Origin of the sequence: Achromobacter sp. UBA4530 (genome assembly GCF_002388205.1) — a bacterium.
In the GTDB taxonomy this organism is placed as follows: Bacteria; Pseudomonadota; Gammaproteobacteria; order Burkholderiales; family Burkholderiaceae_B; genus Achromobacter; species Achromobacter animicus.
In genome coordinates this window covers 1-26075 of record NZ_DGMA01000048.1, presented here as the reverse complement: position 1 = coordinate 26075, position 26075 = coordinate 1, and the positions used below count along the sequence as shown (strand labels likewise).

Annotated in this window: 26 protein-coding genes; 12 read left to right on the top strand and 14 right to left on the bottom strand. The window is 67.9% G+C overall.

Translation table 11 applies throughout. The annotated features are described in order from the left end of the window. Nucleotides 1–18: 18 nt before the first annotated feature. The gene (locus tag B2W22_RS27445; RefSeq protein ID WP_286940332.1) at nucleotides 19–729 is read right to left on the bottom strand and encodes a Crp/Fnr family transcriptional regulator; all 711 of its coding nucleotides are present in this window, start codon (nucleotides 727–729) and stop codon (nucleotides 19–21) included. 160 nt (nucleotides 730–889) lie between these two features. Between B2W22_RS27445 and B2W22_RS27440 the strand changes: the two genes are divergently transcribed. Continuing rightward, nucleotides 890–2545 (top strand): acyl-CoA synthetase, encoded by a 1656-nt coding sequence (locus B2W22_RS27440; RefSeq protein ID WP_286940330.1) that lies wholly within the window; start codon nucleotides 890–892, stop codon nucleotides 2543–2545. Between the two features lie 35 nt (nucleotides 2546–2580). Beyond that, nucleotides 2581–4350, top strand: a complete 1770-nt coding sequence (locus tag B2W22_RS27435) for an acyl-CoA dehydrogenase (RefSeq protein ID WP_286940329.1) — start codon at nucleotides 2581–2583, stop codon at nucleotides 4348–4350. A 33-nt stretch (nucleotides 4351–4383) separates the two neighbouring features. On the opposite strand, the gene B2W22_RS27430 is transcribed toward B2W22_RS27435, so the two are convergent. Then, nucleotides 4384–5280 carry a LysR substrate-binding domain-containing protein gene (locus B2W22_RS27430; protein ID WP_175138495.1) on the bottom strand — a complete coding sequence of 299 codons (897 nt, stop codon included), beginning with the start codon at nucleotides 5278–5280 and terminating at the stop codon, nucleotides 4384–4386. A 125-nt stretch (nucleotides 5281–5405) separates the two neighbouring features. Between B2W22_RS27430 and B2W22_RS27425 the strand changes: the two genes are divergently transcribed. From B2W22_RS27425 to B2W22_RS27400, 6 genes are all read left to right on the top strand, one after another. After that, a complete protein-coding gene (locus B2W22_RS27425; protein WP_175185048.1) occupies nucleotides 5406–6155 on the top strand; it encodes an SDR family NAD(P)-dependent oxidoreductase in 750 nt (249 codons plus the stop codon). 34 nt (nucleotides 6156–6189) lie between these two features. After that, nucleotides 6190–7179, top strand: coding sequence for a TRAP transporter substrate-binding protein (locus B2W22_RS27420; protein ID WP_175185047.1), 990 nt, complete (start codon nucleotides 6190–6192; stop codon nucleotides 7177–7179). Nucleotides 7180–7254: 75 nt separating this feature from the next. Then, entirely contained in the window at nucleotides 7255–7785 is a 531-nt protein-coding gene (locus tag B2W22_RS27415; RefSeq protein ID WP_175124078.1) for a TRAP transporter small permease, read from the top strand. Nucleotides 7786–7798: 13 nt separating this feature from the next. Next, nucleotides 7799–9058 (top strand): TRAP transporter large permease, encoded by a 1260-nt coding sequence (locus B2W22_RS27410; RefSeq protein WP_218343401.1) that lies wholly within the window; start codon nucleotides 7799–7801, stop codon nucleotides 9056–9058. Between the two features lie 28 nt (nucleotides 9059–9086). Then, nucleotides 9087–9950 (top strand): transketolase, encoded by an 864-nt coding sequence (locus tag B2W22_RS27405; protein WP_175185046.1) that lies wholly within the window; start codon nucleotides 9087–9089, stop codon nucleotides 9948–9950. Beyond that, nucleotides 9947–10957, top strand: a complete 1011-nt coding sequence (locus B2W22_RS27400; protein ID WP_175124075.1) for a transketolase family protein — start codon at nucleotides 9947–9949, stop codon at nucleotides 10955–10957. Before B2W22_RS27405 ends, B2W22_RS27400 begins: the two co-directional genes overlap by 4 nt. A gap of 24 nt (nucleotides 10958–10981) precedes the next feature. Here the strand turns inward: B2W22_RS27400 and B2W22_RS27395 are convergent, their stop codons facing one another. After that, nucleotides 10982–12229: an MFS transporter gene (locus tag B2W22_RS27395; RefSeq protein WP_286940325.1), complete on the bottom strand. Its 1248-nt coding sequence runs from the start codon at nucleotides 12227–12229 to the stop codon at nucleotides 10982–10984. Between the two features lie 92 nt (nucleotides 12230–12321). On the opposite strand from B2W22_RS27395, the gene B2W22_RS27390 reads away from it, so the two are divergent. After that, the gene (locus B2W22_RS27390; protein ID WP_175124074.1) at nucleotides 12322–12777 is read left to right on the top strand and encodes a winged helix-turn-helix transcriptional regulator; all 456 of its coding nucleotides are present in this window, start codon (nucleotides 12322–12324) and stop codon (nucleotides 12775–12777) included. A 2-nt stretch (nucleotides 12778–12779) separates the two neighbouring features. Here B2W22_RS27390 and B2W22_RS27385 read toward each other — a convergent pair whose 3' ends face one another. The 4 genes from B2W22_RS27385 to B2W22_RS27370 form a co-directional block, all read right to left on the bottom strand. Further along, nucleotides 12780–13730, bottom strand: a complete 951-nt coding sequence (locus B2W22_RS27385; RefSeq protein ID WP_286940322.1) for a pyridoxamine 5'-phosphate oxidase family protein — start codon at nucleotides 13728–13730, stop codon at nucleotides 12780–12782. A gap of 29 nt (nucleotides 13731–13759) precedes the next feature. Then, nucleotides 13760–14413 (bottom strand): glutathione S-transferase family protein, encoded by a 654-nt coding sequence (locus B2W22_RS27380; RefSeq protein ID WP_175138501.1) that lies wholly within the window; start codon nucleotides 14411–14413, stop codon nucleotides 13760–13762. Between the two features lie 105 nt (nucleotides 14414–14518). Further along, nucleotides 14519–15424, bottom strand: coding sequence for a LysR family transcriptional regulator (locus B2W22_RS27375; RefSeq protein WP_286940320.1), 906 nt, complete (start codon nucleotides 15422–15424; stop codon nucleotides 14519–14521). Further along, nucleotides 15421–16338, bottom strand: a complete 918-nt coding sequence (locus B2W22_RS27370) for a LysR substrate-binding domain-containing protein (protein ID WP_286940319.1) — start codon at nucleotides 16336–16338, stop codon at nucleotides 15421–15423. The genes B2W22_RS27375 and B2W22_RS27370 overlap by 4 nt, the downstream gene beginning before the upstream one ends. Nucleotides 16339–16442: 104 nt before the next feature. Between B2W22_RS27370 and B2W22_RS27365 the strand changes: the two genes are divergently transcribed. Further along, on the top strand, nucleotides 16443–17783 hold the full coding sequence (locus B2W22_RS27365; RefSeq protein WP_286940318.1) for an MFS transporter: 1341 nt from the start codon (nucleotides 16443–16445) through the stop codon (nucleotides 17781–17783). On the opposite strand, the gene B2W22_RS27360 is transcribed toward B2W22_RS27365, so the two are convergent. After that, nucleotides 17740–18624, bottom strand: a complete 885-nt coding sequence (locus B2W22_RS27360; RefSeq protein ID WP_286940317.1) for a LysR substrate-binding domain-containing protein — start codon at nucleotides 18622–18624, stop codon at nucleotides 17740–17742. The two genes, B2W22_RS27365 and B2W22_RS27360, sit on opposite strands and share 44 nt — an antisense overlap. A 116-nt stretch (nucleotides 18625–18740) precedes the next feature. On the opposite strand from B2W22_RS27360, the gene B2W22_RS27355 reads away from it, so the two are divergent. Then, the gene (locus tag B2W22_RS27355; RefSeq protein WP_175138505.1) at nucleotides 18741–19415 is read left to right on the top strand and encodes a flavodoxin family protein; all 675 of its coding nucleotides are present in this window, start codon (nucleotides 18741–18743) and stop codon (nucleotides 19413–19415) included. On the opposite strand, the gene B2W22_RS27350 is transcribed toward B2W22_RS27355, so the two are convergent. The 6 genes from B2W22_RS27350 to hmpA all read right to left on the bottom strand — a co-directional run bounded on the left by B2W22_RS27350 (nucleotide 19355) and on the right by hmpA (nucleotide 25402). After that, the gene (locus B2W22_RS27350) at nucleotides 19355–20176 is read right to left on the bottom strand and encodes a helix-turn-helix transcriptional regulator (protein WP_175138506.1); all 822 of its coding nucleotides are present in this window, start codon (nucleotides 20174–20176) and stop codon (nucleotides 19355–19357) included. The genes B2W22_RS27355 and B2W22_RS27350 overlap by 61 nt on opposite strands. Nucleotides 20177–20196: 20 nt before the next feature. Beyond that, nucleotides 20197–21156 carry a proline dehydrogenase family protein gene (locus B2W22_RS27345; protein ID WP_286940316.1) on the bottom strand — a complete coding sequence of 320 codons (960 nt, stop codon included), beginning with the start codon at nucleotides 21154–21156 and terminating at the stop codon, nucleotides 20197–20199. 120 nt (nucleotides 21157–21276) lie between these two features. Further along, complete coding sequence (locus tag B2W22_RS27340) at nucleotides 21277–22185, bottom strand: DMT family transporter (RefSeq protein WP_286940314.1); 909 nt, start codon at nucleotides 22183–22185, stop codon at nucleotides 21277–21279. Between the two features lie 147 nt (nucleotides 22186–22332). Next, entirely contained in the window at nucleotides 22333–23580 is a 1248-nt protein-coding gene (locus B2W22_RS27335; RefSeq protein WP_286940312.1) for a D-amino acid dehydrogenase, read from the bottom strand. A gap of 107 nt (nucleotides 23581–23687) precedes the next feature. Continuing rightward, nucleotides 23688–24125, bottom strand: a complete 438-nt coding sequence (locus B2W22_RS27330; protein ID WP_175185039.1) for an Rrf2 family transcriptional regulator — start codon at nucleotides 24123–24125, stop codon at nucleotides 23688–23690. 59 nt (nucleotides 24126–24184) lie between these two features. After that, nucleotides 24185–25402: an NO-inducible flavohemoprotein gene (hmpA, locus tag B2W22_RS27325; RefSeq protein ID WP_218343390.1), complete on the bottom strand. Its 1218-nt coding sequence runs from the start codon at nucleotides 25400–25402 to the stop codon at nucleotides 24185–24187. Nucleotides 25403–25550: 148 nt separating this feature from the next. Between hmpA and B2W22_RS27320 the strand changes: the two genes are divergently transcribed. Continuing rightward, complete coding sequence (locus B2W22_RS27320; RefSeq protein WP_175124062.1) at nucleotides 25551–26009, top strand: GatB/YqeY domain-containing protein; 459 nt, start codon at nucleotides 25551–25553, stop codon at nucleotides 26007–26009. The last annotated feature ends 66 nt before the right edge of the window (nucleotides 26010–26075 follow it).

Genomic DNA, 26075 nt, shown 5'->3' with positions numbered 1-26075 from the left:
ACGGCGCCCTGATTCCCGTCAGAGCTGATCCAGCCCGTACTGCCGCAACCGGCCCAGGTCCAGCACCTTGATCTGGTTGTACGCCAGCGCCAGCATCCCCTGGTCGGCCAGCGTCTGCAGCGCCTGGTTGACCCGCTGGCGCGACAGGCCGGTCAGATATCCCAATTCTTCCTGCGATATGGCCAAGGTCAGGTCGGTGGACGGATACAGCTGCGGATTGAACAACTGAGCCAGCGACTGCGCCACGCGCGCGTCGGCATCGAGCAAACGGTGGTTCTGGATGGACGCGATGAACTCGCCCATGCGGTCATTCAACTGGCCGATGACAAAGTGCGAAAACGGCAGGCTCGCCGACAGCAGCGCATGGAAGGTTGCAGCGGGCACCAGCATCACCAGCGACGGCTGGATGGCGACCACGTCGTACTTGCGCAGCTCGCGCTTGATGACGCTGCCCTCTCCGAACCAGCCGCCCGGCGGCACACCGGAGAACGTGCAACTGCGGCCGGACTCGTTGTAGATCGCCAGCTTTAGCAGCCCGCGGCTCACCCCCAGCCAGTAGTCCGACGGCGCATTACGCCGCGCGATCCACGCCCCGCTGCCGACGAGTTCCGCGCGCGAGGTCGCCAGCACCAGGTCCTGGTGCCGTGCCTCCAGCGCACCGAACCACGGAGAGGCCCGGAACAGCGCCGGCAGTTCGTCGGGGGAAACTGTGTTTGAAACATCGGACATGGGAAGAACCGTGTAAAACTTGGGGATTACGCCGCCGGCCGGGGGTCTGTCATGCAGGCGACAGACGCCATTTTCCGGCCGGCCATAAGCTAGGGCAAGCGACGGGGATCAAACCCCGCAGACCTGGATAAGGGGCCACCCTGCCCCATTGGAGACAAGCATGACCGGCATGTTCGATCACGGCCTCGCGCGCCGCGAAGCCAATCACGAAGCCCTGACCCCGGTGGATTTCATCGCCCGCGCGGCGCAGGTCTATGGCCAGAAGCTGGCCGTCGTTCACGGCAAGATCCGCCGCACCTGGGCGCAAACGTATGAACGCGCCCAGCGCCTGGCCGGCGCGCTGGCGCAGGCCGGCATCCAGCGCGGCGATACGGTTGCCGTCATGCTGCCCAACATCCCCGCCATGGTGGAAGCGCACTTCGGCGTGCCCATGCTGGGCGCCGTGCTGAACACGTTGAACACGCGGCTGGACGCGCCCAGCGTGCTGTTCATGCTGGGCCACGGCGAGGCCCGCGCGCTCATCATCGACACCGAATACGCCGACGTCGCGCAGCGCGTCCGCGCCGAGTTCCCACACCTGAAAATCATCTCGGTGCACGACCTGGAAGGCGCCGCCGCCACGTTGCCGGGCGCCGCCGACTACGAAGATTTCCTGGCCGCCGCGCCCGCCACCTACGACTGGAAGCCGCCCGCGGACGAATGGGACGCCATCGCGCTGAACTACACGTCCGGCACCACGGGCGACCCGAAGGGCGTGGTCTATCACTACCGCGGCGCCTACCTGAACGCGGTCAGCAACATCCTCGAATGGGACATGCCCAAGCATCCCGTCTACCTGTGGACGCTGCCGCTCTTTCATTGCAACGGCTGGTGCTTCGCCTGGACCATCGCGGCGCGTGCGGGCGTGAACGTGTGCCTGCGCAAGTTCGATCCCAAGACGGTGTTCGACCTGATCCGCGACGAAGGCGTCACCCACTACTGCGGCGCGCCCATCGTGCAGAGCGCGCTGGCCAACGCGCCGGCCGAGCTGCGCGCGGGCATCACGCACACAGTGCGCACCATGGTGGCGGGCGCCGCGCCCGCGCCAGCCGTCATCGACAAGATGCGGGAGATCGGCTTTGAGCTGACCCACGTGTATGGCCTGACCGAAGTCTACGGACCGGCCGCCGTCTGCGCGCACCAGGACGCCTGGGACGCGCTGGACCCCGAGCGCCGCGCGCTGCTGACCGCGCGCCAGGGCGTGCGCTATCACCTGCAGGCCGGCGTGTCGGTGCGCAACCCGGAAACGATGGCCGAAGTGCCGCGCGATGAGGAAACTATCGGCGAGGTCATGTTCCGCGGCAACATCTGCATGAAGGGATACTTGAAGAACGCGCGCGCGACCGAGGACGCCTTTGCCGGGGGCTGGTTCCACACCGGCGACCTGGGCGTGATGACGGCCGACGGCTATGTCCGCATCAAGGACCGCAGCAAGGACATCATCATCTCGGGCGGCGAGAACATCTCCAGCATCGAAGTCGAGGACGCGCTGTACCGGCATCCCGCCGTGGCGGCGGTAGCCGTGGTGGCCATGCCCGATCCCAAATGGGGCGAGACGCCCTGCGCTTTCGTCGAGCTCAAGCCCGGCTGCACCGCCACCGCCGAAGAGATCATCGCGCACTGCAAGCTGCTGTTGTCCGGCTTCAAGGTGCCGCGCGCGGTACGCTTCGGTGACCTGCCCAAGACCTCCACCGGCAAGATCCAGAAATTCGAGCTGCGCGCCGCGGTCGGCGCCACGTCCGCGATCGACGTGGCCGACCCCGGCAAGCCGGCCTGATCCGCTTAACCCATAAAACCAGGAGCGCCTACGCCATGACGTACCAAGCCCCCGTGAAAGACATGCTGTTCGTGTTGAACCATCTGGCCGGTCTGCAGCAGGTGGCCGCCCTGCCCGGTTTCGAGGAGGCCACGCCCGACACCGCGCAAGCCGTGCTGGAAGAATCCGCCCACTTCGCCGCCGAAGTCCTGGCGCCGTTGAACCACCCGGCGGACAAGGCGCCCAGCACCTGGCAGGATGGCGCGGTAACCACCGCCCCCGGCTTCAAGCAGGCCTTCCGCCAATATGCAGACGCCGGTTGGCAGGGCCTGTCCCACCCTGCCGAATACGGCGGCCAGGGGCTGCCCGGGCTGATCGGCTCGCCGTGCTCTGAAATGCTGAACGCTGCGAACCTGTCGTTCGCGCTGTGCCCGCTGCTGACCAACGGCGCCATCGAGGCCCTGATGACGGCTGGCTCGCCCGAGCTGCGCGAGCGCTTCATCGGCCCCATGATCTCCGGCCAATGGACCGGCACCATGAACCTGACCGAGCCGCAGGCCGGCTCGGACCTTGCCATGGTCCGCACGCGCGCCCAACCGGTGGGCGACGGCACCTACCGCCTGTCCGGCACCAAGATCTTCATCACCTATGGCGAGCACGACCTTGCCGAGAACATCCTGCATCTGGTGCTGGCCCGCCTGCCCGATGCGCCCGAGGGCGTGAAGGGCATTTCGCTCTTTTTGGTGCCCAAGTTCCTGGTCAATGAAGACGGCTCGCTGGGCGCGCGCAACGATGTGACCTGCGTGTCCATCGAGCACAAGCTGGGCATCAAGGCCAGCCCCACCTGCACGCTGCAGTTCGGCGACGCCGGCGGCGCGCTGGGTTACCTGGTCGGCCAGGAAAACCGTGGCCTGGACGCCATGTTCATCATGATGAACGCCGCCCGCTACGCGGTGGGCGTTCAGGGCATCGCCATCGCCGACCGCGCCTACCAGCACGCGTTGGCCTATGCCGCCGAGCGCGTGCAGAGCCGCCCGGTGGACGGCTCGTCGCGCGACGCCGTACCCATCATCCAGCACCCGGACGTGCGCCGTATGCTGGGCACGATGCGCGCCCTGACCGAAGCGGGCCGCGCGCTGGCCTACGTGACCGCCGGCCATGCCGACCTGGCCCACGCCAGTCCCGACGCCGACACGCGCAAGCGCCACCTGGCGATCCAGGAATACCTGGTGCCGATCGTCAAGGGCTGGTGCACCGAGATGTCGATCGATGTCGCGAGCCTGGGCGTGCAGGTTCATGGCGGCATGGGCTTCATTGAAGAGACCGGCGCCGCGCAGTTCTACCGCGACGCCCGCATCCTGACCATCTACGAAGGCACGACCGCCATCCAGGCCAACGACCTGGTCGGCCGCAAGACGCTGCGCGACGGCGGCGCCGTGGCGCGCGCGCTGCTGGACGCGGTACGCCAGACCGAAGCCGACCTTCAGGCCCGCACCGAGCCGGCCGCCGGCCGCATGCTCAAGCCGCTGCGCGAGGCCCGCGAAGCGCTGGCCAGCGCGGTCGAGTTCATTCTTGCCAACGCGGCCGGCAATCCCAATGCGGTCTTTGGCGCCGCGGTGCCTTACCTGCTGCTGGCGGGCACGACGTTCGCCGGCTGGCAGATGGCGCGCGCCCTGCTTGCCAGCCTGGACCTGCAGGCTGAAGACCCGGACTTCCACAACGCCAAGATCGCCACCGCGCAAGCCTTTGCGCTGCACAAGCTGACGCAGGCGCCGGGCCTGGCGGCGGTCGTGCTGGGCACAGCCGAGTACGACGTGCAGCCCTGACGCATTGTCCCGGCCTGCTTGGGCGGGCCGGGCTCAGCGTGTGATCGCCGTCGCGGCCGCCTCGGCGTGGATCCAGGCAAGAAAAGCCTCCACGGAAGGACGCTTGGCGTGCCGCGCCGGGTAGACGGCAAAGTGCGCCTTCACCGCAATGGCCTTGGCCATTCCAAATACCGGCTGCAGGCTGCCCTGCGCCAGATGCATGCCGGCAATGGTGGCGCTTTCCAGCGCCACGCCCAATCCCTGCGCCGCCGCGTCCAGCGACATCTGCGCACGGTCGAAGCGGATCGTGAAGTGATCCGGCGCACGCCGTTCCGAATAGCGCCCGAACCAGTCGGACCACTGAATGACGCTGACGTTGCTCTGGATCAGCGGCACGTCCAGCAACTGGTCGATGCGCTTGATGCCGTGTTCGCGAATGAACGCCGCGCTGGCCAGCGGCAGTATCCGTTCTTCGAACAGCGGCTCCACCACCACATCATCCCAATGCGGCACGCCGTAGCGGATGTCGATATCCGACTGCCCCAGCGCGAAATCACTGTGCGAATGCGCGGCCGACAGGTTCAGCGCCACGTGCGGATGCGCCTCGGCAAACCGCCGCAGCCGCGGCATCAGCCACAAGCTGGCGATGCTGGGCGCGGAGTGCACATACAGGCTGTTGCTGACGCCCTGGCGCAGGTCTTCGGTGGCCGATGAGATCGCCGCAAGCGCCCCGCCGATACGCACCAGATATTGTTCGCCCGCGCTGCTCAGCCGCACCCCGTGCGCGCTGCGCTCGAACAGGCGCACGCCCAGGTCTGATTCCAGCCGCGAAATCTGGTGGCTGACCGCCGACGCAGTCAGGTGCAATTCGGTAGCGGCGATAGCAAAGCTGCGGCGGCGCGCCACGGCTTCGAACGCCAGCAGGTTGACGATGGGCGGCAGCGCAGGCATGGGGTTGTCCCTGACTTCAGATGACGATTCGTCATCTTAGACTGATGACACATCGTTTGTCTTAATGCTAGACGGCCTCCAGAATGGTCCGCATCGATTCCATAACAAGGACAGGAGGAAGACAGATGTTGCTCAAGGACAAGGTGGCCGTGATTTCCGGCGGCGCAGGAATCAACGGACTGGGATTTGCCACCGCCCGCCAGATGGCTGCGCACGGCGCGCGCGTGGTGATCCTGGACCTGGAACGCGCCGCGCCCGCCAGCGCCGCCGCCCGGCTGGGCGACGGCCATCTGGGGCTGGTGGCGGACGTGACCGACAAGACGGCCTGCATCGCAGCCATCGAACAGGCCGTCAAGACGTTCGGCAGGATCGACATCCTGGTGAACAACGCCGGCATTACGCAGCCGGTCAAGACGCTGGAAATCACAGGCGCCGACTACGACCGCATCCTGGACGTGAGCCTGCGCGGCACGCTCTACCTGTCGCAGGCCGTCCTGCCCGCCATGCAGGCGCAACGTTCGGGGTCCATCGTCTGCATCTCGTCGGTATCGGCCCAACGTGGCGGCGGCATCTTTGGCGGACCGCACTACTCCGCCGCGAAGGCAGGCGTGCTGGGCCTGGCGCGGGCCATGGCGCGCGAGTTCGGCGGCGACGGCATCCGGATCAACTGCATCACACCCGGGCTGATCGAAACCGACATCACGCAAGGCAAGCTGTCCGCCGAGCGCAAGGCCGACATCGAAGGCACCATCCCGCTGGCACGCCTGGGCCGGGCGGACGACGTGGCGGGCGCGTGCGTGTTCCTGGCGAGCGACCTGTCGGCGTACTGCACGGGCATCACGCTGGACGTCAACGGAGGCATGTTGATTCACTGATCCGCAGTACCCCACAAAAATTGGAGGAGACATCATGAAAAGCAGAAAAATGCTTCAGGCGAGCCTGGTCCTGGCCGCCGCCACCCTGCTGCCGCTGGCGGCGCAGGCGCAAAACCTCAAGCTGACGCTGGGCCACGGCGCAGCCGTCGGCAATCCCCGCCACGACGCCTCGGTGAAGTTTGCCGAGGTGCTGAAGGCAAAGACAGGCGGGCGCATCGAAGTCCAGGTCGCGCCGTCCGCGCAGTTGGGCGACGACGCCGCCATGGTCACTGCGCTGCGCACGGGCGCCCTGGACATGAGCGCCAACTCCCAGGGCGCCGTCGCCGCCGCCGTGCCGGAGTACGCCGCCTTCGGCATGCCGTTCCTGTTCCCGGACGCCAGCGCGGCATTCAAGCTGCTGGACGGGCCGCTGGGCAAGGAGCTGGCCGAAAAATCGGCCGCCAAAAACCTGATCCTGCTGGGCACCTGGGACAACGGCATCCGCCAGATGACCAACAGCAAGCATCCCATCAACAAGGTCGAGGACATGAAGGGCCTGAAGATGCGGGTGCCGCCCGACGCGACGCTGGTCGACATCATGAACGCCCTGGGCGCGCAGGCGCAGCAGATCAAGTTCGCGGAACTGTATGTGGCGTTGCAGCAGGGCGTGGTGGACGGCCAGGAGAATCCGCTGGTGAACTTCGAGGCCAGCAAGCTGTACGAAGTGCAGAAGCACCTGGCGATGACCAATCACCAGTTCCAGATGACGCCCTTCCTGATGAGCAAGCGCACCTGGGACCGGCTGAGCGACGCCGACCGCAAGGCCGTGCGTGAAGCCGCCGACGAAGCGTCGGCCTTTCAGCGCAAGCTGAGCCGGGACGCCGACACGCGGCTGCTGGCCGATCTGAAAGCCAAGGGCGTGCAGGTCACGACGCCGGACACCGCCGCCTTCGCCAAGGCCACCGCGCCGGTCGACGAAAAATGGCTGGCTGGTCCCATCGGCCCGTACGTGAAGAAGGTTCTGGCCGCGGCGCGCGGCAACTGATATGTCCTTTCGGCCGCCGCCGTCCCGTCCCTCGCGACGGCACGGCGGCGGACCGGCCACAAGGCAGGAGACAACATGAATACCGATCGACACGGACTGGTCGGCAGGGTCATCGACGGCATATGCCGCGTGATCCTGTGGCTGTCCACCACGGTGATCTTCGTGATCCTCGTCGTCAACACCGCACTGCGATACGCAACCGGTTCAAGCCTGGAATGGGCCAACGAGATCCCCGAACTGCTTTTTCCCTGGCTCGTCATGTCAGGGGTCGTGCTGGCCGCGCTGCACAACGCGCATATCGCCACCACGTTCCTGATGGACGCCTTGCCGGCTCATGCCCGCCGCGTGGTCGCGGCCGTGGCCTGGAGCGTGGTCGCCGTCCTGTACGCCACCCTGTCCTGGGCGACGTTCAACATGATCGAGATCGTCCACGACGAAAAATCCCCCATCCTGCAAATGCCCGGCTCGCTCACCTACGGGTGCGTGATGGGCGGCATGCTGCTGCTCGCCGTGCTGGCGGGGCAGTCGGCGTGGCAGAGCTGGCATTGCCGCGACGCTGCGGCGCAGCCCGACGGCGAGCCGCAGGCGCCCGCCGTGCACTGGTGACGGGAGAACAGCCATGAGTGCATTGATTCTGATCGTCTTCATGGGCGCCGCCGTCGCGGCCATGCCCATCGCCCACGCCTTGCTCGTCGCCGCCATGGCGGCCGTCGCCAGCACGGACCGCGTGCCGCTGGACGTGGTGGTCCAGCAGATGGTCTCGCAGGTGCAGAGTTTTCCCCTGATCGCCATTCCGTTCTTCATGCTGACCGGGTCGCTGATGATGGGCGGCAAGCTCGGCGAAGCGCTGGTGGGCGTGCTGTCCGCGCTGATCGGCCGCTATCACGGCGGACCCGCGCAGGTCGGCGTGCTGTCGTCCACGCTGTTCGGCGGCGTGTCGGGCTCGGCGGTGGCGGATGCGTCGGCCATCGGCTCGCTGATGATTCCGTGGCATAAGCGGCTGGGCTACCCGGCCGCCTTCTCGGCCGCCACGCTGGCCGCCGCCGCCACCATCGACATCCTGATTCCGCCGTCGATCCCGCTGATCCTGTTTGCCCTTGCCGCCAATGCGTCGATCGCGTCGCTGTTCGTCGCGGGGATTCTGCCCGGCCTGCTGCTGTGCGGCGGCTTCATGCTGGCCTGCTGGTGGGTGGGCCGCCGCCGCAACTTTCCCCGCGACACGTCGCCCTTCAACGGCGCGGCGTTCCGCCGGCACCTGCTGTATGCCTTGCCCGCCGTCGTCCTGCCGCTGCTGATCATCGTGTTCCTGCGGTTCGGCATTGCCACGCCGACCGAGGTCGCGGTCCTATCCACGTTCTACGCGGGCCTGGTGTCGGCCGTGATGTACCGCGATCTGTCGTGGTCGCGGCTCAATGCCGCCATCGTCCACGCGGGGCTGGCGACCGGCGTGGTCCTGCTGGTGATCATGGCGTCATCGGCCATCGGCTGGCTGCTGACCTTCGACCAGACGCCGCAGGGCATCGCGCATTGGGTCCAGGAAAACGTCCACGCCAAATGGCTGGTCATCCTGCTGATGAACCTGATGATGCTGTTTCTGGGCATGTTCATCGACCTGCCCGCCGCCGTGCTGCTGCTGGCCCCGGTGTTCGTGCCGCTGGCGCAGAGCATCGGCATGGACATGACGCAGCTGGGCGTGATGATGGTCGTGAACCTGGCCATCGGCCTGTACACGCCACCCGTCGGCACCACGCTTTTCATCACCAGTGCACTGGCCAAAGTGAAGGTCGGCCAGACCGTGCGCGAGCTGGCGCCCTTCTATCTGGTCGCCTTTGCGGTGCTGGGACTGGTGTCCTACGTGCCCGCCAGCATCCTGAAATGAACCCCACACCATGAATAGGGAGCTTCGAATGGAGCAGTCCAAATCTTTGAGCGACCTGGCGTCCGCCGCCTGGCGCATCCGCCGCTACGCGGTCCGCATGGGCGAAGTCCAGGGCCAGGGCTACATCGGCCAAGCGCTCGGCTGGGCCGACGTGCTGGCCGTCGCCTACCGCCACGCCATGAACGTGCAGCCGGGCGACGCGCAATGGGAAGGCCGCGACCGCTTTCTCCTGTCGCATGGCCACTACGCCATTGCCCACTACGCGGCGCTGATCGAGGCAGGCGTCATCCCGGAGAGCGAACTCGACACCTATGGCAGCGACGACAGCCGCCTGCCCATGTCCGGCATGGCGACCTACACGCCGGGCATGGAGATTTCGGGCGGATCGCTGGGCCAGGGTCTGTCCATCGGCGTCGGCATCGCGCTGGGGCTCAAGCACAAGCGCAATCCGGCCTTCGTCTACAACTCCATGTCGGACGGCGAGCTGGACGAAGGCTCGACCTGGGAAGCGGCGATGGGCGCCGCGCATCACGAACTGGACAACCTCATCTGCCTGGTCGACATCAACAACCAGCAAGCGGACGGCCCGTCGGGCAAGGTGATGGGATTTGAGCCGCTGGCTGACAAGTGGGCGGCCTTTGGCTGGCACGTGCAGCGCGTGGACGGCAACGACCTGCCCGCCGTGGTCCAGGCGTTCGATACCGCGCGCGCGCTGCCCGACGCCAAGCCGCGCGTCATCCTGTTTGATACCCGGATGGGCAAGGGCATCCCGTTTCTTGAGCAACGCGAGAAAAACCACTTCATCCGCGTCGACCCGCCGGAATGGCAACAGGCGCTCGACATCCTGGACCAGAACCGCCCCACCCCCACGACCGAAGGAGCCTGGTCATGAGCAGCGCCAGCACCCAGCAAAAGCCCCGCCTCACCACGTCCGCGATGATCGCGTCGATTGCCTCGGAGGGGCAGCGCGTCCGCGCGGCGCCCTTCGGCAAGGCGCTGGTCGCGTACGCGGAATCGCGTCCGGACGTCGTGGGCCTGACGGCCGACCTGGCCAAATACACCGACCTGCACCTGTTCGCGCAGGCGTATCCCGAGCGCTTCTACCAGATGGGCATGGCCGAACAGCTGCTGATGGGCGCGGCGGGCGGCATGGCCAAGGAAGGCCTGGTGCCGTTCGCCACGACTTATGCGGTGTTCGGCACGCGGCGCGCCTACGATTTCATCCATCAGGTCATCGCCGAGGAGAACCTCAACGTCAAGATCTGCTGCGCGCTGCCCGGGCTGACGACCGGCTACGGCCCCAGCCACCAGGCCACCGAGGACCTGGCGATGATGCGCGGCATTCCCGGCCTGACCATCGTCGATCCGTGCGACGCGCTGGACATCGAACAGGCCGTGCCGCAGATCGCCGAGCACCAGGGCCCGGTGTACATGCGCCTACTCCGCGGCCAGGTGCCGCTGGTGCTGGACGAGATCGAGGGCTACCGGTTCGAGCTGGGCAAGGCAAAGATGCTGCGCGAAGGCAGCGACGTGCTCATCATTGCCAGCGGCATCATGACGATGCGCGCGCTGGAAGCCGCCGAGGACCTGGCGCGCGACAACATCGGCGTGGCGGTGATGCACAGCCCGACCATCAAGCCGCTGGACGAAGCCAGCCTGGTCGAGGCGGTGCGCTACAAGCACCGGCTGGTGGTCGTGGCCGAGAACCATTCGGTGATCGGCGGACTGGGCGAAGCGGTGGCCAGCGCATTGCTGCGGCACCGTGTACAGCCGGCCGGGTTCCAGCTGGCCGGGCTGCCGGACGCGTTCCTGGATGCCGGCGCCCTGCCCACCCTGCATGACCGCTACGGCATCAGCCGCGAAGCGCTGGCCGGCCGCATCAAGCGCTGGCTGGCGTGATCGGAAAACGGCGGGCGCGCGCGGCTAGATGCGCGCCCGTCCGTCAGCGGGACACACCGCGCGCGCCCCGCGCGGCACCGTCGCCGCCCAGAACCCCAACGCCGCCACGCTGATGCCCGCGCCCAGCACACACACGCCCAGCCAGCCCGCGCGGGCGTACACGGCGGTCGCGGCAATCGACCCCAGGCCGCTGCCCACCGCGTAGAACATCATGTAGCCGGCCACCAGCCGGCTGTGCGCCTGCGCGCTGATGCTGAAGATCATCGCCTGATTGGTCACGTGCAGCGCCTGCAGCGCCAGGTCCAGCGCCAGCACGCCCAGCGCCAGCAGCCACAGGCTGTGGTCCAGCAAGGCGATCGGCGCCCACGCCATGCACAGCAGCGCCAGGCCGATCGCGGTGGTGCGTTGGCCATGCCCGGCGTCGGCCTGACGGCCGGCGCGCGCCGCCATCAGCACGCCCACCACCCCGACCAGTCCGAACGCCCCCACCGCCGTGTGCGACAGCGAATGCGGCGGCGCGCTCAGCGGCAGCACCAGCGCGGTCCAGAACGCGCTGAACGCGGCGAACATCAACAACGCGATCATGCCGCGCACGCGCAGCACGCGTTCCGTGACCAGTAACGTGAAGACGGAACGCAGCAGCGCGCCGTAGCCCAGCCCGGCCACCGGCAGCTGCCGCTGCGGCAGCCAGCGGACCAGCACCAGCGCCAGCACCGCCGACAGAATGGCCGACGCCACATACACTGCGCGCCAGCCCCACAAGTCGGCCAGCGCGCCGGCCAAGGTGCGCGCCAGCAACAGGCCGATCACCACCCCGCCCTGCGCCGCCCCCACGACGCGTCCGCGCTCAGCCGGCGCCGCCAGCGCCGCGGACAGCGCAAGCAGGCCCTGCGTCATCGCCGTGCCCAGCAATCCCAACGCCACCATGCCGGCCAGCAGCCACGGTGCGTTCGCAGACGCCGCCACCGCGGCCAAGGCCAGCACCAGAAGTCCCAACTGCCCCAGCATCAGCCGCCGCCGATCCAGCAGGTCGCCCAGCGGCACCACGAAGAACAGCGCCAGCGCGCAGCCCAGTTGGGTGGCGGTGATAACGATGCCCACAGCCGCCTGGTCCAGGCGGAATTCGCGGCCGATGGCGTCGAGCAACGGCTGCGCGTAATACACGTTGGCGACGCTGAGCGCGCACGCCGCTGCCAGCAGGAAAACCAGCGCGGGCGGCATCGAGGGGGTCGCATCGCCTTCGGGCGGGTCGGATCGGGCGGTCGGGTTCATGATTAATCTGGTTTTATTACAAAACCAGAATGCTAGACCTACAGGTTTTATAATGCAACCAACTTTGTTCTGAAAAACCGCAAGGAGCCCGCATGGTCAAACGCACCAGCCTTGAAGGCGCCGCCTGCCCGGTCGCGCGCTCGCTCGACGCCATCGGCGACTGGTGGTCACTGCTCATCGTGCGGGATGCCTTTGACGGCCTGCGCCGGTTTGGCGAATTCCAGAAAAGCCTGGGCATGGCCAAGAACATCCTGAGCGACCGGCTGCGCACGCTGGTCGCGCACGGCATTCTTGCCGTCGCGCCGGCATCCGACGGCAGCGCCTACCAGGAATACGTGCTTACGGATAAAGGCAAGGCGCTGTTTCCGGTGATCGTCGGACTGCGCCAGTGGGGCGAGGACCACTACTACGGTCCCGATGAGGCGCATTCCACCCTGATCGACCGCCAGCGCGGGCAACCGGTGCAAAGGATGGAGATCCGCGCGCAGGACGGCCGGCTGCTGCACCCCGACGACACTGTCGTGCGCAAGGTGGCGGCGGACGCCTGAGACTATGCGGCTGCCGGCCACCGCCCGGTCGCCAGTGCAGTGGGCGACCACGCATCGAAGCGCCAGCGCAGGGCCAGTGCACCCGGCCGGCGGACCACGCGGCGCACGTGCACGCGCCACAGGCGTTCGGCGCCCTCGAACACGGCGATTTCGGGGCTGTCCAGAATCACCTCGGCGCGCCCCGTCAGTTGCAGCAGGTCGCCGCGTTCAAAGTCGATGAACAGCAGACCGGCAACAGGATTCGCGGCCAGGTTGCCCAGGGTGTTGAAAAAGCGGTTGCCGGAAAAGTCCGGAATGGTCAGCACGTCGCCGTCCACCCGCACGAAGCCGGGCTTGCCGCCCCGGTGCGACACATCGACGGCGTGCCCGGCATAACTGGCGACAAAGAAGGTGTCGGACGCCGAGATCAGCGCGCGCGCCGCGTCATCCAGTCCGGCGCGATCCGGCAATGCGGCGGCAAAGCGCATCGACGGCGAGCGCGAGAAGAAGAAGTCGCGCGACTGGATGTACTGCGGACAATTGCCGAATGATTGCGCCACCGCCACGTCGAAGCGCTTGCCATCCCAGGCGGCGATGCGGCCGTTCATGCGGTTGCGCCGGCGCGTGTGCAGCTCGATGCCCAGCAAGCCGACGGGCTGGCCCAATCCCAACCCGGCGCGCAGCGGGTCGTCCTCGTCAGGCATGGCCGCGATGCGCAGGGTATGCGGGTCCGGCGACACAGCAAAGCCCGGCTGCCCTTCCAGAATGCCGGCCCACGGATCGCCCTGCGGGTCCACGGCGCCGGCCACCACGAACGGCAACTGCGCGAAGAATTCGCGATGCTGATCCGGCATGTAGTCGCGGATGACCTTGCGGCCCACCATGTCCATGCGCGCGGCCACGCCGGCGTGCTCCTGCAAGTGCAGTTCGCCCGCATGCCAGGGAGACGGTGCGGTGTGTTCGGGCAGATTCATGACGGTGTCCTTGCAGTGTGCGCGGGTCTTCAGGCGGCCAGCAGGCCCACGGGCGACGACGCCATGGGAACGAACCGCGGCAGGTTTTCGATGCGCGTGAGCCACGCACGGATGCGCGGATAATCGGCCAGCGACACGTTGCCTTCGGGCGCATGTGCCACATAGGCGTAGCAGGCGACGTCGGCGATGGTCGGCGCACTGCCGGCCAGGAACTCGCGGTGCGTGAGTTCTCCCTCCATCACCCCAAGCAGCGCATGGGCCCGCGCCAACGTGGCGTCCACATCGAGCGGCGCGCCGAACAGCGTCACCAGCCGCGCCGACGCGGGCCCGCCGGCCAGCGGCCCCGATGCCACCGACAGCCAGCGCTGCACGGCGGCCGCGCCAACCGGATCGTCCGGCAGCCAGGCGCGGCCGCCGTATTGCTTGGCCAGGTACACCAGGATGGCGGTCGAGTCGGCCACTACGACGCCGTTGTCGTCAATGACTGGCACCTGGCCGAAGGCATTGAGCGCCAGGAAATCAGGCCGCTTTTGTTCGCGCTGGCGCAGGTCGACGTCGATGCGTTCGTGCGCGACATCCAGCAGTGACAGCATCAGCGCGACCCGATGCGCGTGGCCGGACAGCGGGAAACTGTAGAACTTCATCGGAGCGGCAGCCTGCGCCGGGGCGGGGTTGGTTTGCATCGGGGATCTCCCTGGTGGATTCGAGACTCCATGTTGGGACCCGCGACGCAAATCCGGAACGGCCGGCGCCGGCAAGACTCTCTTGCGGTAAATGAAATAAACCCGTCAGGTGGGCAGCGCCGCCAGGTCCGCGCGTAGCGCATCCACGCAGAAATCCACAAAGCTGCGCACCTTGGCCGAGCTTTTGCGCCCTTCCGGATACACCAGATGCACGGGCACGGGCGGCATCTCGAAGCCGCGCAGCACCACCTGCAAGGCGCCGCTGGCCAGGTGCGGCGCCACCTGATAGGACATCACCTGCGTCAGGCCCCAGCCTTCGCGCGCGGCCGCCACCGCCGCCTGGAACGACGTCACGGTCAACTGCGATTGCAGGTTAAGGCGGACGGTCTGGCCGGCCTGGGCAAAACGCCACTGCGGCGCGCGTCCTTCCATGGCAGCCGTGATGGTGCAGAAGCGATGCAGCGACTCGGGGTCGGCCGGCTCGCCATGATCGCGCAGAAAGCCGGGCGCGGCGCACACCACGCGGCGGACGTGTCCCACGGGCACCGCCGTCAACGAGGAATCGGGCAGCGCGCCGATCCGCACGGCGACATCGATGTCCTCGTCCACCAGATTGACGACGCGATCCACCAGCAGCGCCCGCACCGACACCTGGCGATGCGCGCGCAAATATCCCAGCACCGCCGGCATCACATGCAGCTCGCCAAACAGCGCGGGCGCGGTGATTGCCAGCGCGCCACGCGGCACCGCCATTGCACCGGCGGCGGCGTCGTCGGCGCGTTCGACGTCTTCCAGGATGCGCCGGCAATCGGCGGCATAGCGGTGGCCGGCTTCGGTCAGGCGCAGACTGCGCGTGGTGCGCACCAGCAGCAAGGCGCCCAGACGACGTTCCAGCGCGGCCACGCTGCGCGTGACGGTGGGCGCGGACATTTCCAGGCGCCGGGCCCCGCCGGAAAAACTGCCCGCGTCCGCCACGGCCAGGAATACGGTCATTTCATGGAATTGGTTCACAGCGAGGCCCGCTCCTGAAAACGCGTGGCCGCCAACGCGGCGACGCTGTCATTGACGCATTGCACCAGGATTTCGTCCAGCGCGGCGCAGACCGGATCGGGCTGCGCCTGCGCGCGGTACAGCGACAATGCGATGACCGGCAAGTCGGGCAACCCGTGTTCGCCCGGCTTCATCACGCGAACGGTGGACGGCAGGCCAAGGGGCGTGCGCACGGCCACTCCCAGCCCCGCGGAAACTGCCGCCCACAGGCCCGAAAGACTCGGGCTGGTGAAGGCAGCCAGCCAGGCAATGCCGGCGCGGTCCAGCGCGTCGGTGGCGCAGCCGCGGAACAGGCAGGGCGACTCGAAGGCCGCCAGCGGCAGCGCGCCGTCCGCATCCGGCACCGGCGCAGGGTGCGCGGGCCCGATCCAGCACATCGGCAGCTCGGCCAGCCGCTGTGCCTGCGGCTGGCGGGCGTCGTGGTCCCAGGCCAGCGCCAAATCAAGCTGGCCCAGCGCGACGCGTTCCAGAAGTTCCGTGTTGCGGGCGACGCGCGCCTCGATCCGGACCTTGGGATGGGCGCGCGCAAAGCGGCCGAGCACGCGCGGCAGCAGCATCTCGGCAAAGTCCTCTTGCAGGCCGAGACGCACGCGGCCGTGCAATTGCGTGCCGCGCACGGCGCGCGCGGCCTGGTCGTTCAGGTCGAGCAGCCGGCGGGCGTAGGCCAGCATGGTCTCGCCGGCATCGGTCAGCGCCAAGCCCCGCCCGTCCTTGCGCAGCAGCGGCACGCCGGCCTGCTCTTCCAGCTTTTTCAGCTGCGCGCTGACGGCCGACGTCGACCGGCCCAGCCGGTCAGCCGCGCGCCCGAAGCTGCCCAGGTCGACGCCCGCGACGAAGCTGCGCAGCACCTCCAGGTCGAACGTGCTCGGTCTCATTCGATAATCCCGATTTTCAAAAGCATTGGTACAAAACTTCCTGATTTTCAGAAGCATGCTAGGCGCGCACACTGGCGCCGTCAATGTTTCTGCAGGCGCCTGCCATGTCCGATCGCCCTACCCTTGTCCGCCCACCTCACCGCTGGAAGGTGCTGGCCGTGGGCGTCTCCGCCAACACCGCGTTTTCCGCCGTCGCGGCCGGCCTGCCTACCACCGCTGTCTTCATGCGGGCTGGCTACCGGCTCGACATCGATCAATTGGCGCTGGCGCTGGGCTTGTTGGGGTTGGGCGTGGCGCTCTTCGAGCTGCCTTGGGGATTACTGACCGATCGGTGGGGCGACCGTCCCGTGCTGCTCGGCGGTTTGGGTTCGACCGCGGCAGCGCTGGCCTGGATGAGCGGCTGGGTGGCGCCGGTGGGCGGCTTCGTGCCCAGCCTCTGGCTGCTGGCCGTGGGGCTGGTGCTGGTCGGCATGCTGGGCGGCAGCGTCAATGGCGCCAGCGGCCGCGCCGTGATGGCGTGGTTCGACGACGGCGAGCGCGGACTGGCAATGAGCATCCGCCAGACCGCCGTGCCGCTGGGCGGTGGCCTGGGCGCACTGCTGTTGCCTTGGCTGGCAGCTAATGCCGGGTTCGGGGCGGTGTTTGGCGTGCTGGCGGTGATGTGCGGCACGGCCGCGTTGCTTGCGGCGTGCTGGTTGCGGGAGCCGGGCGAGCGCGGTGGGGCGAGTGTGGCCGGTGTGCCGGCTGTGCAGCCTATGAAAGTTTCATATGCACCCGCCCCGGCTCGCCCAGCCCGCGGCAGCCCCATGACGGACACCCGCGTCTGGCGCGCGGCGTTCGCCATCGGCATCATGTGCGGCCCGCAATTCGCGGTGCTGACCTTTGCCGCCGTCTTTCTGCACGATGCCCTGCATGCGGGTATCGGCGTGCTCACCGCGGTGATGGTGGCCGTTCAACTGGGCGCCATGGCCGCGCGCATCGCGAGCGGACGATGGACCGATCGCCGCGGCAACCGCCGCGCGTACCTGCGGGGCTGCGCGCTGCTGAGCTTTGCGCTGTACGCGGCGCTGGCAGGCGCGGCATGGGCGGCGGGCGCCAGTCCCACCGGATGGCACGTATTCGCCCTGGCCGTGCTGCTGGCCGCCGCCGGCATTTGCGCGTCGGCCTGGCATGGCGTCGCCTACACCGAACTTGCCACGCTGGCGGGCGCCTCGCGCGCGGGCACGGCGCTCGGCATGGCCAATAGCTGCGTCTATCTGGTGCTGTTTGCCACGCCGCTGGCTATCGCGCATATCGTCGCCGCGAGCTCGTGGCCCGTCGCCTGGCTGATCGCGGGATCCTGCATGCTGGCCGCGCTTCCGCTGCTGCCGCGCGCCGCCGCGCGTCCGGCCACGGATGCCACTACGCGCGGAATTCCTTGCGCAGCCACGACAGGAAAGCCTTGACCGGCGGGTGGCGTTCGCGCCCCGGCGCGCACAGCGCCGTGTAGGCCGACCCCGCGACGCGTATCTCCGGCCGGTAGGGAACCAGCGTTCCCGCGGCGACGCTGTCCGACACCATGACCGAACTGGCCAGCACCAGGCCTTGGCCCGCGATGGCGGCCTGCAGCGCGTAGTGTTCCTCGGTGTAGGCAAGTTCGGCCGCAGGCCGCCGCCAGGCTGGCAGGCCGGCGGCCGCGCACCATGCCTGCCAGCCTTCGTCATACAGTTCCGAATCGCGCCAGCGCACCGTCACCAGCGCGGGCGCACGGCGGCCGGCGTGCGCGATCTGCGCGGGCGCCCCATACACCCCGAACCACTCGGGCAGCGTGCAGGCCGCGTGCAAGCCGGGATAGCGCCGGCGGCTGTAGCGGATGGCGACATCCACGCTGGCGTCCTGCAACAGGTCCACGGGGTCGGGCGACGTGTCCAGGCGCAACTGGTACTGCGGATAGACCTCGTGAAAGCGCCCCAGCCGCGGCACCAGCCACAAAGCGGCAAAGGAATGCGTCGTGGACACGGTCAGCGCGCCGGACTCGGGCGCGGGCCGCAAGGCGTCCAGCGTCTGCGCCACGTCCAGCAACGCGCCATGCACGCCGGCAAACAGACGCGCCCCCTTGTCGGTCAGCCGCACGCCGCGCGGCACACGCTCGAACAGCGCGCAGCCCACATGCCGCTCCAGTGCCTTGACCTGATGCGACACCGCGGTGGGCGTGACCGACAGCTCGGCTGCGGCCAGCTTGAAACTGCGCAGCCGGGCTGCGGCCTCGAACGTGCGCAGCGCAGTGACGGGAAGCGTGGCAAACATGGCGGGAACCTTGGGATGAATTGCATTCATCTTAGTTAAGGAATGATCAGTTGTCGCCTCAAGCCTGCCGGCGCGACCATGCGGCTTCAGATCGTTGTCTTGGATAGGAGCCAAGCATGAATTCAACTCATCGAGTCAAACGCTTGTTGATCTTGGTCGGCAGTCCGCGCCGCGATGGCAATAGCGCCGCCCTGGCCGCATCCGCCCGCCAGGGCGCGGAAACGGCCGGCACGTTGGCGTCGGTGCATTTCCTGGACGACTACATCCAGGGCCTGCTGCCGGACTTGCGCCACGCCAAGCCGCCCGCCGACCGTTACGCCGAACTGTTCCTTGAACACTTCCTGCCCGCCGATGGCGTGCTGTTCTGCACGCCCATCTACTGGTATGGCATGTCCGCGCAGACCAAGGCGTTCTTCGACCGGTCATTCAGCCATTACGCGGGATCCGGGCCAGAGCCGGAACGCGTCAAGGCCGGCATGGCCGGCAAGCGGCTGGGGTTGGCGGTGGCCTCGGAAGAAACCTATCCCGGCGCGGCGCTGGGCATCGTGCATCAGGTGCAGGAATATGCGCGGTATACGCATTCGGATTTCGTGGGCTACGTGCATGGCGCCGGCAACCGGCGCGGCGAGGTGGCGCTCGATCCCCGACGGCCGCTTGCCGCGGCGCAGGCGCTGGGCGCGGAATTCTTCACGCGTAAATACTCAGACTACCGGCTTGAGACGCCCCGCAGTCACAACGTGTGGGAACCGGCCGCGCCGGCCTTGAGCAGCACGCCCGGCGGGCTGCCGTAGACCTGCTTGAACACCCGCGTCAGATGCGCCTGGTCGGCAAACCCGACGGCCTGCGCCGCATCGGCCAACGGGAGGCCGCCGCGCAACAGCACCCGTGCGCGCGCCACCCGCCAGTTGCGAAGCCACGCCTGGGGCGGCAATCCATAGCGCCGGGCAAACTGCTTGACCAGCGTCGTGCGATGGCGGTTTTGCGCTTGCGCCAAGGCGTCCAGGTCGGGTGCGCAGGCGGGATCCGCCGCCATGCGCTCGCGCAGCAAGGCGCATACATCGGCGAGGCCGGCGGCCGGCGCAGCACCGCCCTCCACCGCCTCTCCATGCGCGGCCAGCGTCCCGAACAGGGCCGCCGAAATGCGTGCGCTGCGCTCAGCCGGCGCGATCTCGCCGGGCGCCAGCGCGTCCAGCCATTGCGCGCAAAGCGCGGCATCCGCGATCACCGGCCCCGCCAGCCGCGCACCGTGCGCGTGCAACGTCCGTTCATGATCCCGGAACCACGCGGGATCGATGTAGACCATCCGATAGGCGAGCGCCCCCGCCGCTGTGCCGCCGGTATGCACCTGCCCGGGCGCGATGACCACCAGCTCGCCCGCGCTGGCGGCATGGGCCACGCCCTGCACGGTGAAGTCGCAGCGGCCGTGTTCAATGGCGCCGATGGACCAGGCGTCGTGGAAATGCGGCGCGTAGCGATACGCGCGCAGATCCGCGATCAGTACGTCGCCGGGCAGTCCCGCGCCGCAATGCCAGATATGTTGAGAAACCGCCATGAATTGCCAGCCATTCGCGGCTACCCGAAGTAATGCCCGTCCGCTTTCAGCGAACGGGCCAGGAGCCACGCGTTGCGAGGATTTTCCCCCACCCGGCGGATGGCATACGGCCACCAGTCCGCGCCAAACGGGAGATAGACCCTGACGTTATAGCCCAACCGGCGCAGCGCGATCTGCCAGTCCGGCCGCACGCCGTAAAGCATCTCAAATTCGAAACTGCCGGCAGGCCAGCCGCGCTCCCGCGCCAGGTCGATGATGGCGCCGGCCAGCCGGTCGTCGTGCGTGCCGAAAACCGGGTAAAAGCCCGATTCCCGCGCCTCGCGCGACAGCATGATGGACGCCGCGTCCAGATAGGCCTGGTCGATGCGCGCGCGCCCGGCGTGGTCAAGCTCACGCTCGGGGAACGCACCCTTTACCAGCCGCAGCGAGGTGCGCTGCCGGATCGCCCACGCCAGGTCCTCCGGCGTGCGGCGGCGCCGCGCCTGCAGCGTGAGGCCGGCAGGGATGCTCGCCTCCAACAGCGTGCGATGCAGCGTGCAGGTGCGGTCGCGGATGCTGGAATCTTCCATGTCCAGCACCAGCCAGTCGCAGCCTTGGCCGCCAAAGCGCTGCACCGCCGTGCCGATGCGCCGCGCGTTTTCCTCGCCCAGCGTGTCATCGCGCATGTAGCCGATGGCAGTCGGATCGACGGAGACGTGCACGTCCAGGCCGGCCGCGGCCAGCGCCCGGCATGCGTCGACGGCCTGATTGACGTTATGGTCGATTGCAGCGCGGTCCGCCACGTATTCGCCCAGATAGAAGAGCGAGGCGCGGATGCCGTGCGCCTCGCGCAGCTTCTCGGCGGTCCGCACGGCCTCGTCCACATCGGCGCCGCCGACGAAACGGCGCGCCAGCGACGTCCGGGCGGCCATCGCCCGCATCATGTGGCCGACCGCCGGGCTGCGGGCCAGCGCAATCGTGGTTTTCTGGAAAATGCTCATTGCCTCACCGCGCAAAGCGGCCACTATGCGGCGGCTGCGGGCGCCTGTCTTGAACGCCCGTGAATGCGCGGTGAGTTTGCAGTCACAAGTGCGACAAGCTCGAACGACCGTGATTGCCGGCTAGGCCTTGCCTGCCGCCAGCGCGCGTCCGGCGCCGAACAGCGGCCGCTGCACGGTCTGCGCCAGCAGCACGCCCGCCAGGGTGACCGCGCCACCCAGCAGGTGATAGCTGTGCAGGCGTTCGCGCAGCATCACGAAGGCGGCCAGCGCCGTAAAGAGCGGAAGCAGGTTGATGAAAATGCTGCAGCGGTTGGGCCCCAAGCGCTGCACGCCTTCGATCCACAGATACGACAGCAACACCGAAGAGAAGATGCCCGCATACAGAATGAGCGGCACCGTATTGACGTCCAGCGCCGCTTGCGCTGGCGGCACGCGCAGGTAGAGCGGGAACATGTAGATCAGCGCGAAGATGGACTGCACGAAGGTGGACTGCCAGGCGGGCACCGGCACTTTCCAGTAGCGCAGCAGCACGCCATACAGCGCGTACGACAAGGCGGCCAGCAGCATCAGGCCGTCTCCCACGTGCACACCGTGCTGGAACACGCTGAGCATGTCGCCCTGCCCCACCAGGTACAGGAGGCCCAGGAACGACAGCGCGCCGCCCGCGGCCATGCCGAGCGTCAGCGGATCGCGCAGGATCACCACGCTGAGCAGCATGCTGAGCAGCGGGATCAGCGCGGTCAGGATGGCCATGTTGGTGGCGGTGGTGGTCTCTGCCGCCCGGTAGGACAGCGCCTGGAACACGGCCGCCGACAGCGCGCCGTACAGCGCCAGCTTGGGCCAGTGCCGCAGGATGACCCGGCGGTTGCGCCACGCCGGACGGGCGGTGAACAGCCCCATCAGGAACAGCGCCAGCAGCAGGCGGTAGAAGGTGATGGCGGTGGGCGAGATGGCGCTGGCGGCCATCTTGGAGACGATGACGTTGCCCGCCCAGAACAGGATGGCGAACAACGGAAAGAGAAAGGACATGGCGATGAACTCGAAGGATGGATCGGCTCCTTCGCTGCCGCCGATTGCGGCGGCGAGCAAAGGATGATCGCTATCCTATTGAGCCGGCATCAGCCCGTCTGCCGATGAAATGGCATCGGCTATTGCGAAATGGACATTGCTCAGCGGTCAGGGCCTGAACGGCGCCGGATCCAGCGGCAACTCCATCCCCCCCATCTGCGCGGTCAGCAACGCCGCGCTGCCGCAGGACAAGGTGAAGCCCAACGCCCCCTGACCCACGTTCAACCAAAGATTGTCCGCCGCGGGGCTGCGGCCGATCAGCGGCTTGCCGGTAGGCGTGGCCGGGCGCAGACCCGCCCACGGAATCGCCTGCCGCAGGTCAAGCTGCGGAAAGGCTTCGAGCACCTGCTGTTTGAGCAGACTGATGCGCGCGGGGTCGATGTCAGCGTTGTTGCTGCCGATGTCCACCATGGCCGCGATCCGCAGCACGCCGCCCACGCGGGCGTAGACGATGCGCCGTTCGTAATCGGTGACGCTGATGCGGGGCGCCACGGTGTCGTCCGGCGCCAGCGGCACGGTCAGGCTGTAGCCCTTCAAGGGATAGAGGGGCACGTCGTGGCCCAGCGGACCGAGCAACGCCCGCGTGCCGATGCCGGTGGCCAGCACCACGGCATCCGCGCCGATGTCGCCGTCGCGCGTGTTGACCGCCACGATGCGGCGGCCTTCGCGCTGCAGGCCGGACACGGGGTTGGACATGGCGCACTGCACGTTACCCATCGTTTGCAGGCGGTCGAACAGCGCTTCGGTGAACTGCCGGCAATCGCCGGCTTCTTCGCTGGGGGTGTAGATGGCGCCCGCCAGGCTGGTGCCCATGCCGGCCAGCGCGGGCTCGCGCGCCACGGCCTGGGCGGCGTCCAGCACCTGCTGGTCTGCGCCGTGCGCCGCCTGGTAGGCCACCAGCGCGCGCGCCTTTTCCAGCAGATCGGGGCTGCGGTACGCAATGAGCTTGCCGTTCTTCAGGTGGCCGAACGCCAGGTCTTCCTGTTCCAGCAGCGAGTGCATGACATCGCGGCTGAGGTAGGACAGCGTCAGCATCTGCGCGGTGGACGCCTTGGCCACCGATGCGCGGCAGGCCAGCGCAAACTGCAGGCACCAGCGCCATTGATGCGGGTCCAGCCGGGGCCGGAATCGCAGCGGCGAGTCGTGGCGCAGCAGCCATCCCGGCACGCTGGGCAGCACGCCGGGTCCGGCAAGCGGCGCCACGTAGCTGTAGCTGAGCTGGCCGCCGTTGGCATAGCTGGAGACTTCCGCCGGGCGGGGCTGGCTGTCGACCAGCACCACGTCATGACCCTGGCGCGCCAGGAAATAGGCCGACGTCACACCGACCACGCCGGCGCCGATCACACAAACGCGCATACCGTTATCCAAGAAGACCGCGAACGGGCCCATTCTGTAACGGCCGGCCCCGCGCCGGCAAATGCCAAACGCCGCAGGAGCCATAACCAAACATCATGCCCGGGGCTTCAGGCCACCCGATGCAGCTTGATGATGGCGGCGGCGGTGGGTTCGCGGACCAGATCGGCCAGCGTGTAGCCATTGAGCGTGTCGTAGAACGCCTGCAGCGTCTTTGCCAGCACGCCGGACAGCCGGCACACGCCGTCCAGGGCACAGGGCGGTTCGCGGCAATCGATCAGGGGGCCCTGCTGTTCAAGTTCCCGCACCAAATCGCCCACCCGGTACTCCGTGGCGGGACGGGCGAGGCTGAGTCCGCCGCCCTTGCCGCGCGTGGTGCTGACCCAGCCGCGCTGCGACATGAAGTGCACCACCTTCACCAGATGATTGCGGGACAGGCCGAAGCGATCCGCGATCTCGGGAATCGTGACGGCGACGGGCCGGTCGCGGCATTGCGTCAGATACATCAGGACGCGCAGGCCGAAGTCGGTGAATCGGTTCAGTTGCATGGTGGGTGGGGAGCGTGGACCGGGCGGCCCGGAAACATCAGGCCGCCAGGATACACCGCTCAGGCGCCAGGGCCGCCGGTGCCGAACGCCTCGGCGTGGATGCGGTCTTCGGCCACGCCCAGCCCCAGCAACGCTTCACGCTGGGCACGCATGAACGCCGCCGGTCCACACAGGTAGTAATCGGCGCCGGGGACGATGGCTTCATCGCGAATGGCGTGCAGGTCGACGCGCCCCGTGTGGTCGTAGTCGCGGCCGGCCTGGTCGCCGTGGCCCACCTCTTCGTAGAACACCGCCTTGCGCACGTTGGCGCGGGACGCCGTAATGTCGTTCACGTGCTCGCGCATGGCGTGGACCGAGCGGTTGCGGCAGCCGTGCACGAAGCGGATCTGGCGTTCGTCGTTGGCGCGCACCAGGTGATTCAGGATCGACACCATGGGCGTCAGGCCCACGCCACCGCTCAGCAGCACGACGGGGGCATCGCCGTCTTCGCGCAGGTGGAAATCACCTTGCGGCGGCGCCACGTCCAGCACGCCGCCCTCTTCCAGTCGGTCGTGCAGCGCGTTGGACACGCGGCCCGCCGGCGTCTGATCGCCGGCCGGCTCGCGCTTGACCGAGATGCGCAGGCGATCGTGGCCCGGCGCGTCCGAAAGGCTGTATTGGCGCGGTTGCATCAAGCCCAGTTCCGGTACAAATACGCGCACGGACACGTATTGACCTGGCCGGTACGCCGGCACGGTGCCGCCGTCTGCAGGGGCCAGGTAGAAAGAAGTGATTTCGGCGCTTTCGGGCTGCTTGCCCACGACACGGAACGCGCGCCAGCCCGTCCAGCCGCCCGGCTTGTTGGCCGATTCCGCATACAGGCGCGCCTCTTCGGCGATCAGCAGGTCCGCCAGCTGCCCATAGGCCGCGCCCCAGGCATCGACGAGTTCGTCGGTGGCGGCATCGCCCAGCACTTCACGGATGGAAGCCAGCAGATGCTTGCCCACGATGGCGTAGTGTTCGGGCCGGATGCCCAGGCTGACGTGCTTGTGCACGATGCGCGTCACCACCGGCATCAGCACCGAGGGATCGTCGATGTGCTCGGCATACGCGGTCACCGCGCCGGCCAGCGCATGCTGCTGCGCGCCGCCCGCCTGGTGGGCCTGGTTGAACACGTGCTTGAGTTCCGGATTGTGCTGGAACATGCGCGCGTAGAAATGCTTGGTCAGGGCGACGCCATGAACCTTCAGGACAGGGGCCGTGGCCTTGACCAGCTCGCGGATTTGGGGGCTCAACATCAACTGCTCCTTGAATGGCGAACGGGCTCGCCTTTAAACATATATTTATAATACATCTTTAAATCCGAACGGCGAAATCGGCTTGGCGACGTCGTGCCCCGGCCCGGTTTACACTTCCCGATTACCGCAACACCACAAAGGTTTACCGATGAGCACTGCTACGCTCAAGACCCGCCTGTCCGACGCCGTCAAGGACGCGATGCGCGCCAAGGCCAGCGAGCGACTGACCACGCTGCGTTTCCTGCTGGCCGCCGTCAAGCAGAAGGAAGTCGACGAACGCCGCGACCTGACCGACGCCGAAATCACCGCCATCATCGAAAAGCAGGTCAAGCAGCGCCGCGAGTCGATCGCCGCGTTCGAGCAGGCCGGCCGCACGGAAACCGCCGAGCAGGAAAAGGGCGAACTGGCCGTGCTGCAGGAATTCCTGCCCCAGGCAGCCACCCCCGAGGAAGTGGCCGCCGCCATCGACGCCGCGCTGGCTGAAGTCGCCGCGCAAGGCGTGACGGGCGCGCCCGCGATGGGCAAGGTGATGGCTATCCTGAAGCAGAAGCTGGCCGGCCGCGCCGACATGACGGCGCTGTCGCAGCAAGTGAAGGCCCGCCTGTAAAAAGGTTGACGCCCCCACGCCGCGCACGCTTCGCGCGCTAGCTGCCCCCCCGAGGGGGCTGTCTCG

Excerpts from the sequence above, each read along its gene's own strand:
- B2W22_RS27445 (WP_286940332.1), bottom strand. The coding sequence starts at position 729 with ATGTCCGATGTTTCAAACACAGTTTCCCCCGACGAACTGCCGGCGCTG.
- B2W22_RS27440 (WP_286940330.1), top strand. The coding sequence starts at position 890 with ATGACCGGCATGTTCGATCACGGCCTCGCGCGCCGCGAAGCCAATCAC.
- B2W22_RS27435 (WP_286940329.1), top strand. The coding sequence starts at position 2,581 with ATGACGTACCAAGCCCCCGTGAAAGACATGCTGTTCGTGTTGAACCAT.
- B2W22_RS27430 (WP_175138495.1), bottom strand. The coding sequence starts at position 5,280 with ATGCCTGCGCTGCCGCCCATCGTCAACCTGCTGGCGTTCGAAGCCGTG.
- B2W22_RS27425 (WP_175185048.1), top strand. The coding sequence starts at position 5,406 with ATGTTGCTCAAGGACAAGGTGGCCGTGATTTCCGGCGGCGCAGGAATC.
- B2W22_RS27420 (WP_175185047.1), top strand. The coding sequence starts at position 6,190 with ATGAAAAGCAGAAAAATGCTTCAGGCGAGCCTGGTCCTGGCCGCCGCC.
- B2W22_RS27415 (WP_175124078.1), top strand. The coding sequence starts at position 7,255 with ATGAATACCGATCGACACGGACTGGTCGGCAGGGTCATCGACGGCATA.
- B2W22_RS27410 (WP_218343401.1), top strand. The coding sequence starts at position 7,799 with ATGAGTGCATTGATTCTGATCGTCTTCATGGGCGCCGCCGTCGCGGCC.
- B2W22_RS27405 (WP_175185046.1), top strand. The coding sequence starts at position 9,087 with ATGGAGCAGTCCAAATCTTTGAGCGACCTGGCGTCCGCCGCCTGGCGC.
- B2W22_RS27400 (WP_175124075.1), top strand. The coding sequence starts at position 9,947 with ATGAGCAGCGCCAGCACCCAGCAAAAGCCCCGCCTCACCACGTCCGCG.
- B2W22_RS27395 (WP_286940325.1), bottom strand. The coding sequence starts at position 12,229 with ATGAACCCGACCGCCCGATCCGACCCGCCCGAAGGCGATGCGACCCCC.
- B2W22_RS27390 (WP_175124074.1), top strand. The coding sequence starts at position 12,322 with ATGGTCAAACGCACCAGCCTTGAAGGCGCCGCCTGCCCGGTCGCGCGC.
- B2W22_RS27385 (WP_286940322.1), bottom strand. The coding sequence starts at position 13,730 with ATGAATCTGCCCGAACACACCGCACCGTCTCCCTGGCATGCGGGCGAA.
- B2W22_RS27380 (WP_175138501.1), bottom strand. The coding sequence starts at position 14,413 with ATGCAAACCAACCCCGCCCCGGCGCAGGCTGCCGCTCCGATGAAGTTC.
- B2W22_RS27370 (WP_286940319.1), bottom strand. The coding sequence starts at position 16,338 with ATGAGACCGAGCACGTTCGACCTGGAGGTGCTGCGCAGCTTCGTCGCG.
- B2W22_RS27365 (WP_286940318.1), top strand. The coding sequence starts at position 16,443 with ATGTCCGATCGCCCTACCCTTGTCCGCCCACCTCACCGCTGGAAGGTG.
- B2W22_RS27360 (WP_286940317.1), bottom strand. The coding sequence starts at position 18,624 with ATGTTTGCCACGCTTCCCGTCACTGCGCTGCGCACGTTCGAGGCCGCA.
- B2W22_RS27355 (WP_175138505.1), top strand. The coding sequence starts at position 18,741 with ATGAATTCAACTCATCGAGTCAAACGCTTGTTGATCTTGGTCGGCAGT.
- B2W22_RS27350 (WP_175138506.1), bottom strand. The coding sequence starts at position 20,176 with ATGGCGGTTTCTCAACATATCTGGCATTGCGGCGCGGGACTGCCCGGC.
- B2W22_RS27345 (WP_286940316.1), bottom strand. The coding sequence starts at position 21,156 with ATGAGCATTTTCCAGAAAACCACGATTGCGCTGGCCCGCAGCCCGGCG.
- B2W22_RS27340 (WP_286940314.1), bottom strand. The coding sequence starts at position 22,185 with ATGTCCTTTCTCTTTCCGTTGTTCGCCATCCTGTTCTGGGCGGGCAAC.
- B2W22_RS27335 (WP_286940312.1), bottom strand. The coding sequence starts at position 23,580 with ATGCGCGTTTGTGTGATCGGCGCCGGCGTGGTCGGTGTGACGTCGGCC.
- B2W22_RS27330 (WP_175185039.1), bottom strand. The coding sequence starts at position 24,125 with ATGCAACTGAACCGATTCACCGACTTCGGCCTGCGCGTCCTGATGTAT.
- hmpA (WP_218343390.1), bottom strand. The coding sequence starts at position 25,402 with ATGTTGAGCCCCCAAATCCGCGAGCTGGTCAAGGCCACGGCCCCTGTC.
- B2W22_RS27320 (WP_175124062.1), top strand. The coding sequence starts at position 25,551 with ATGAGCACTGCTACGCTCAAGACCCGCCTGTCCGACGCCGTCAAGGAC.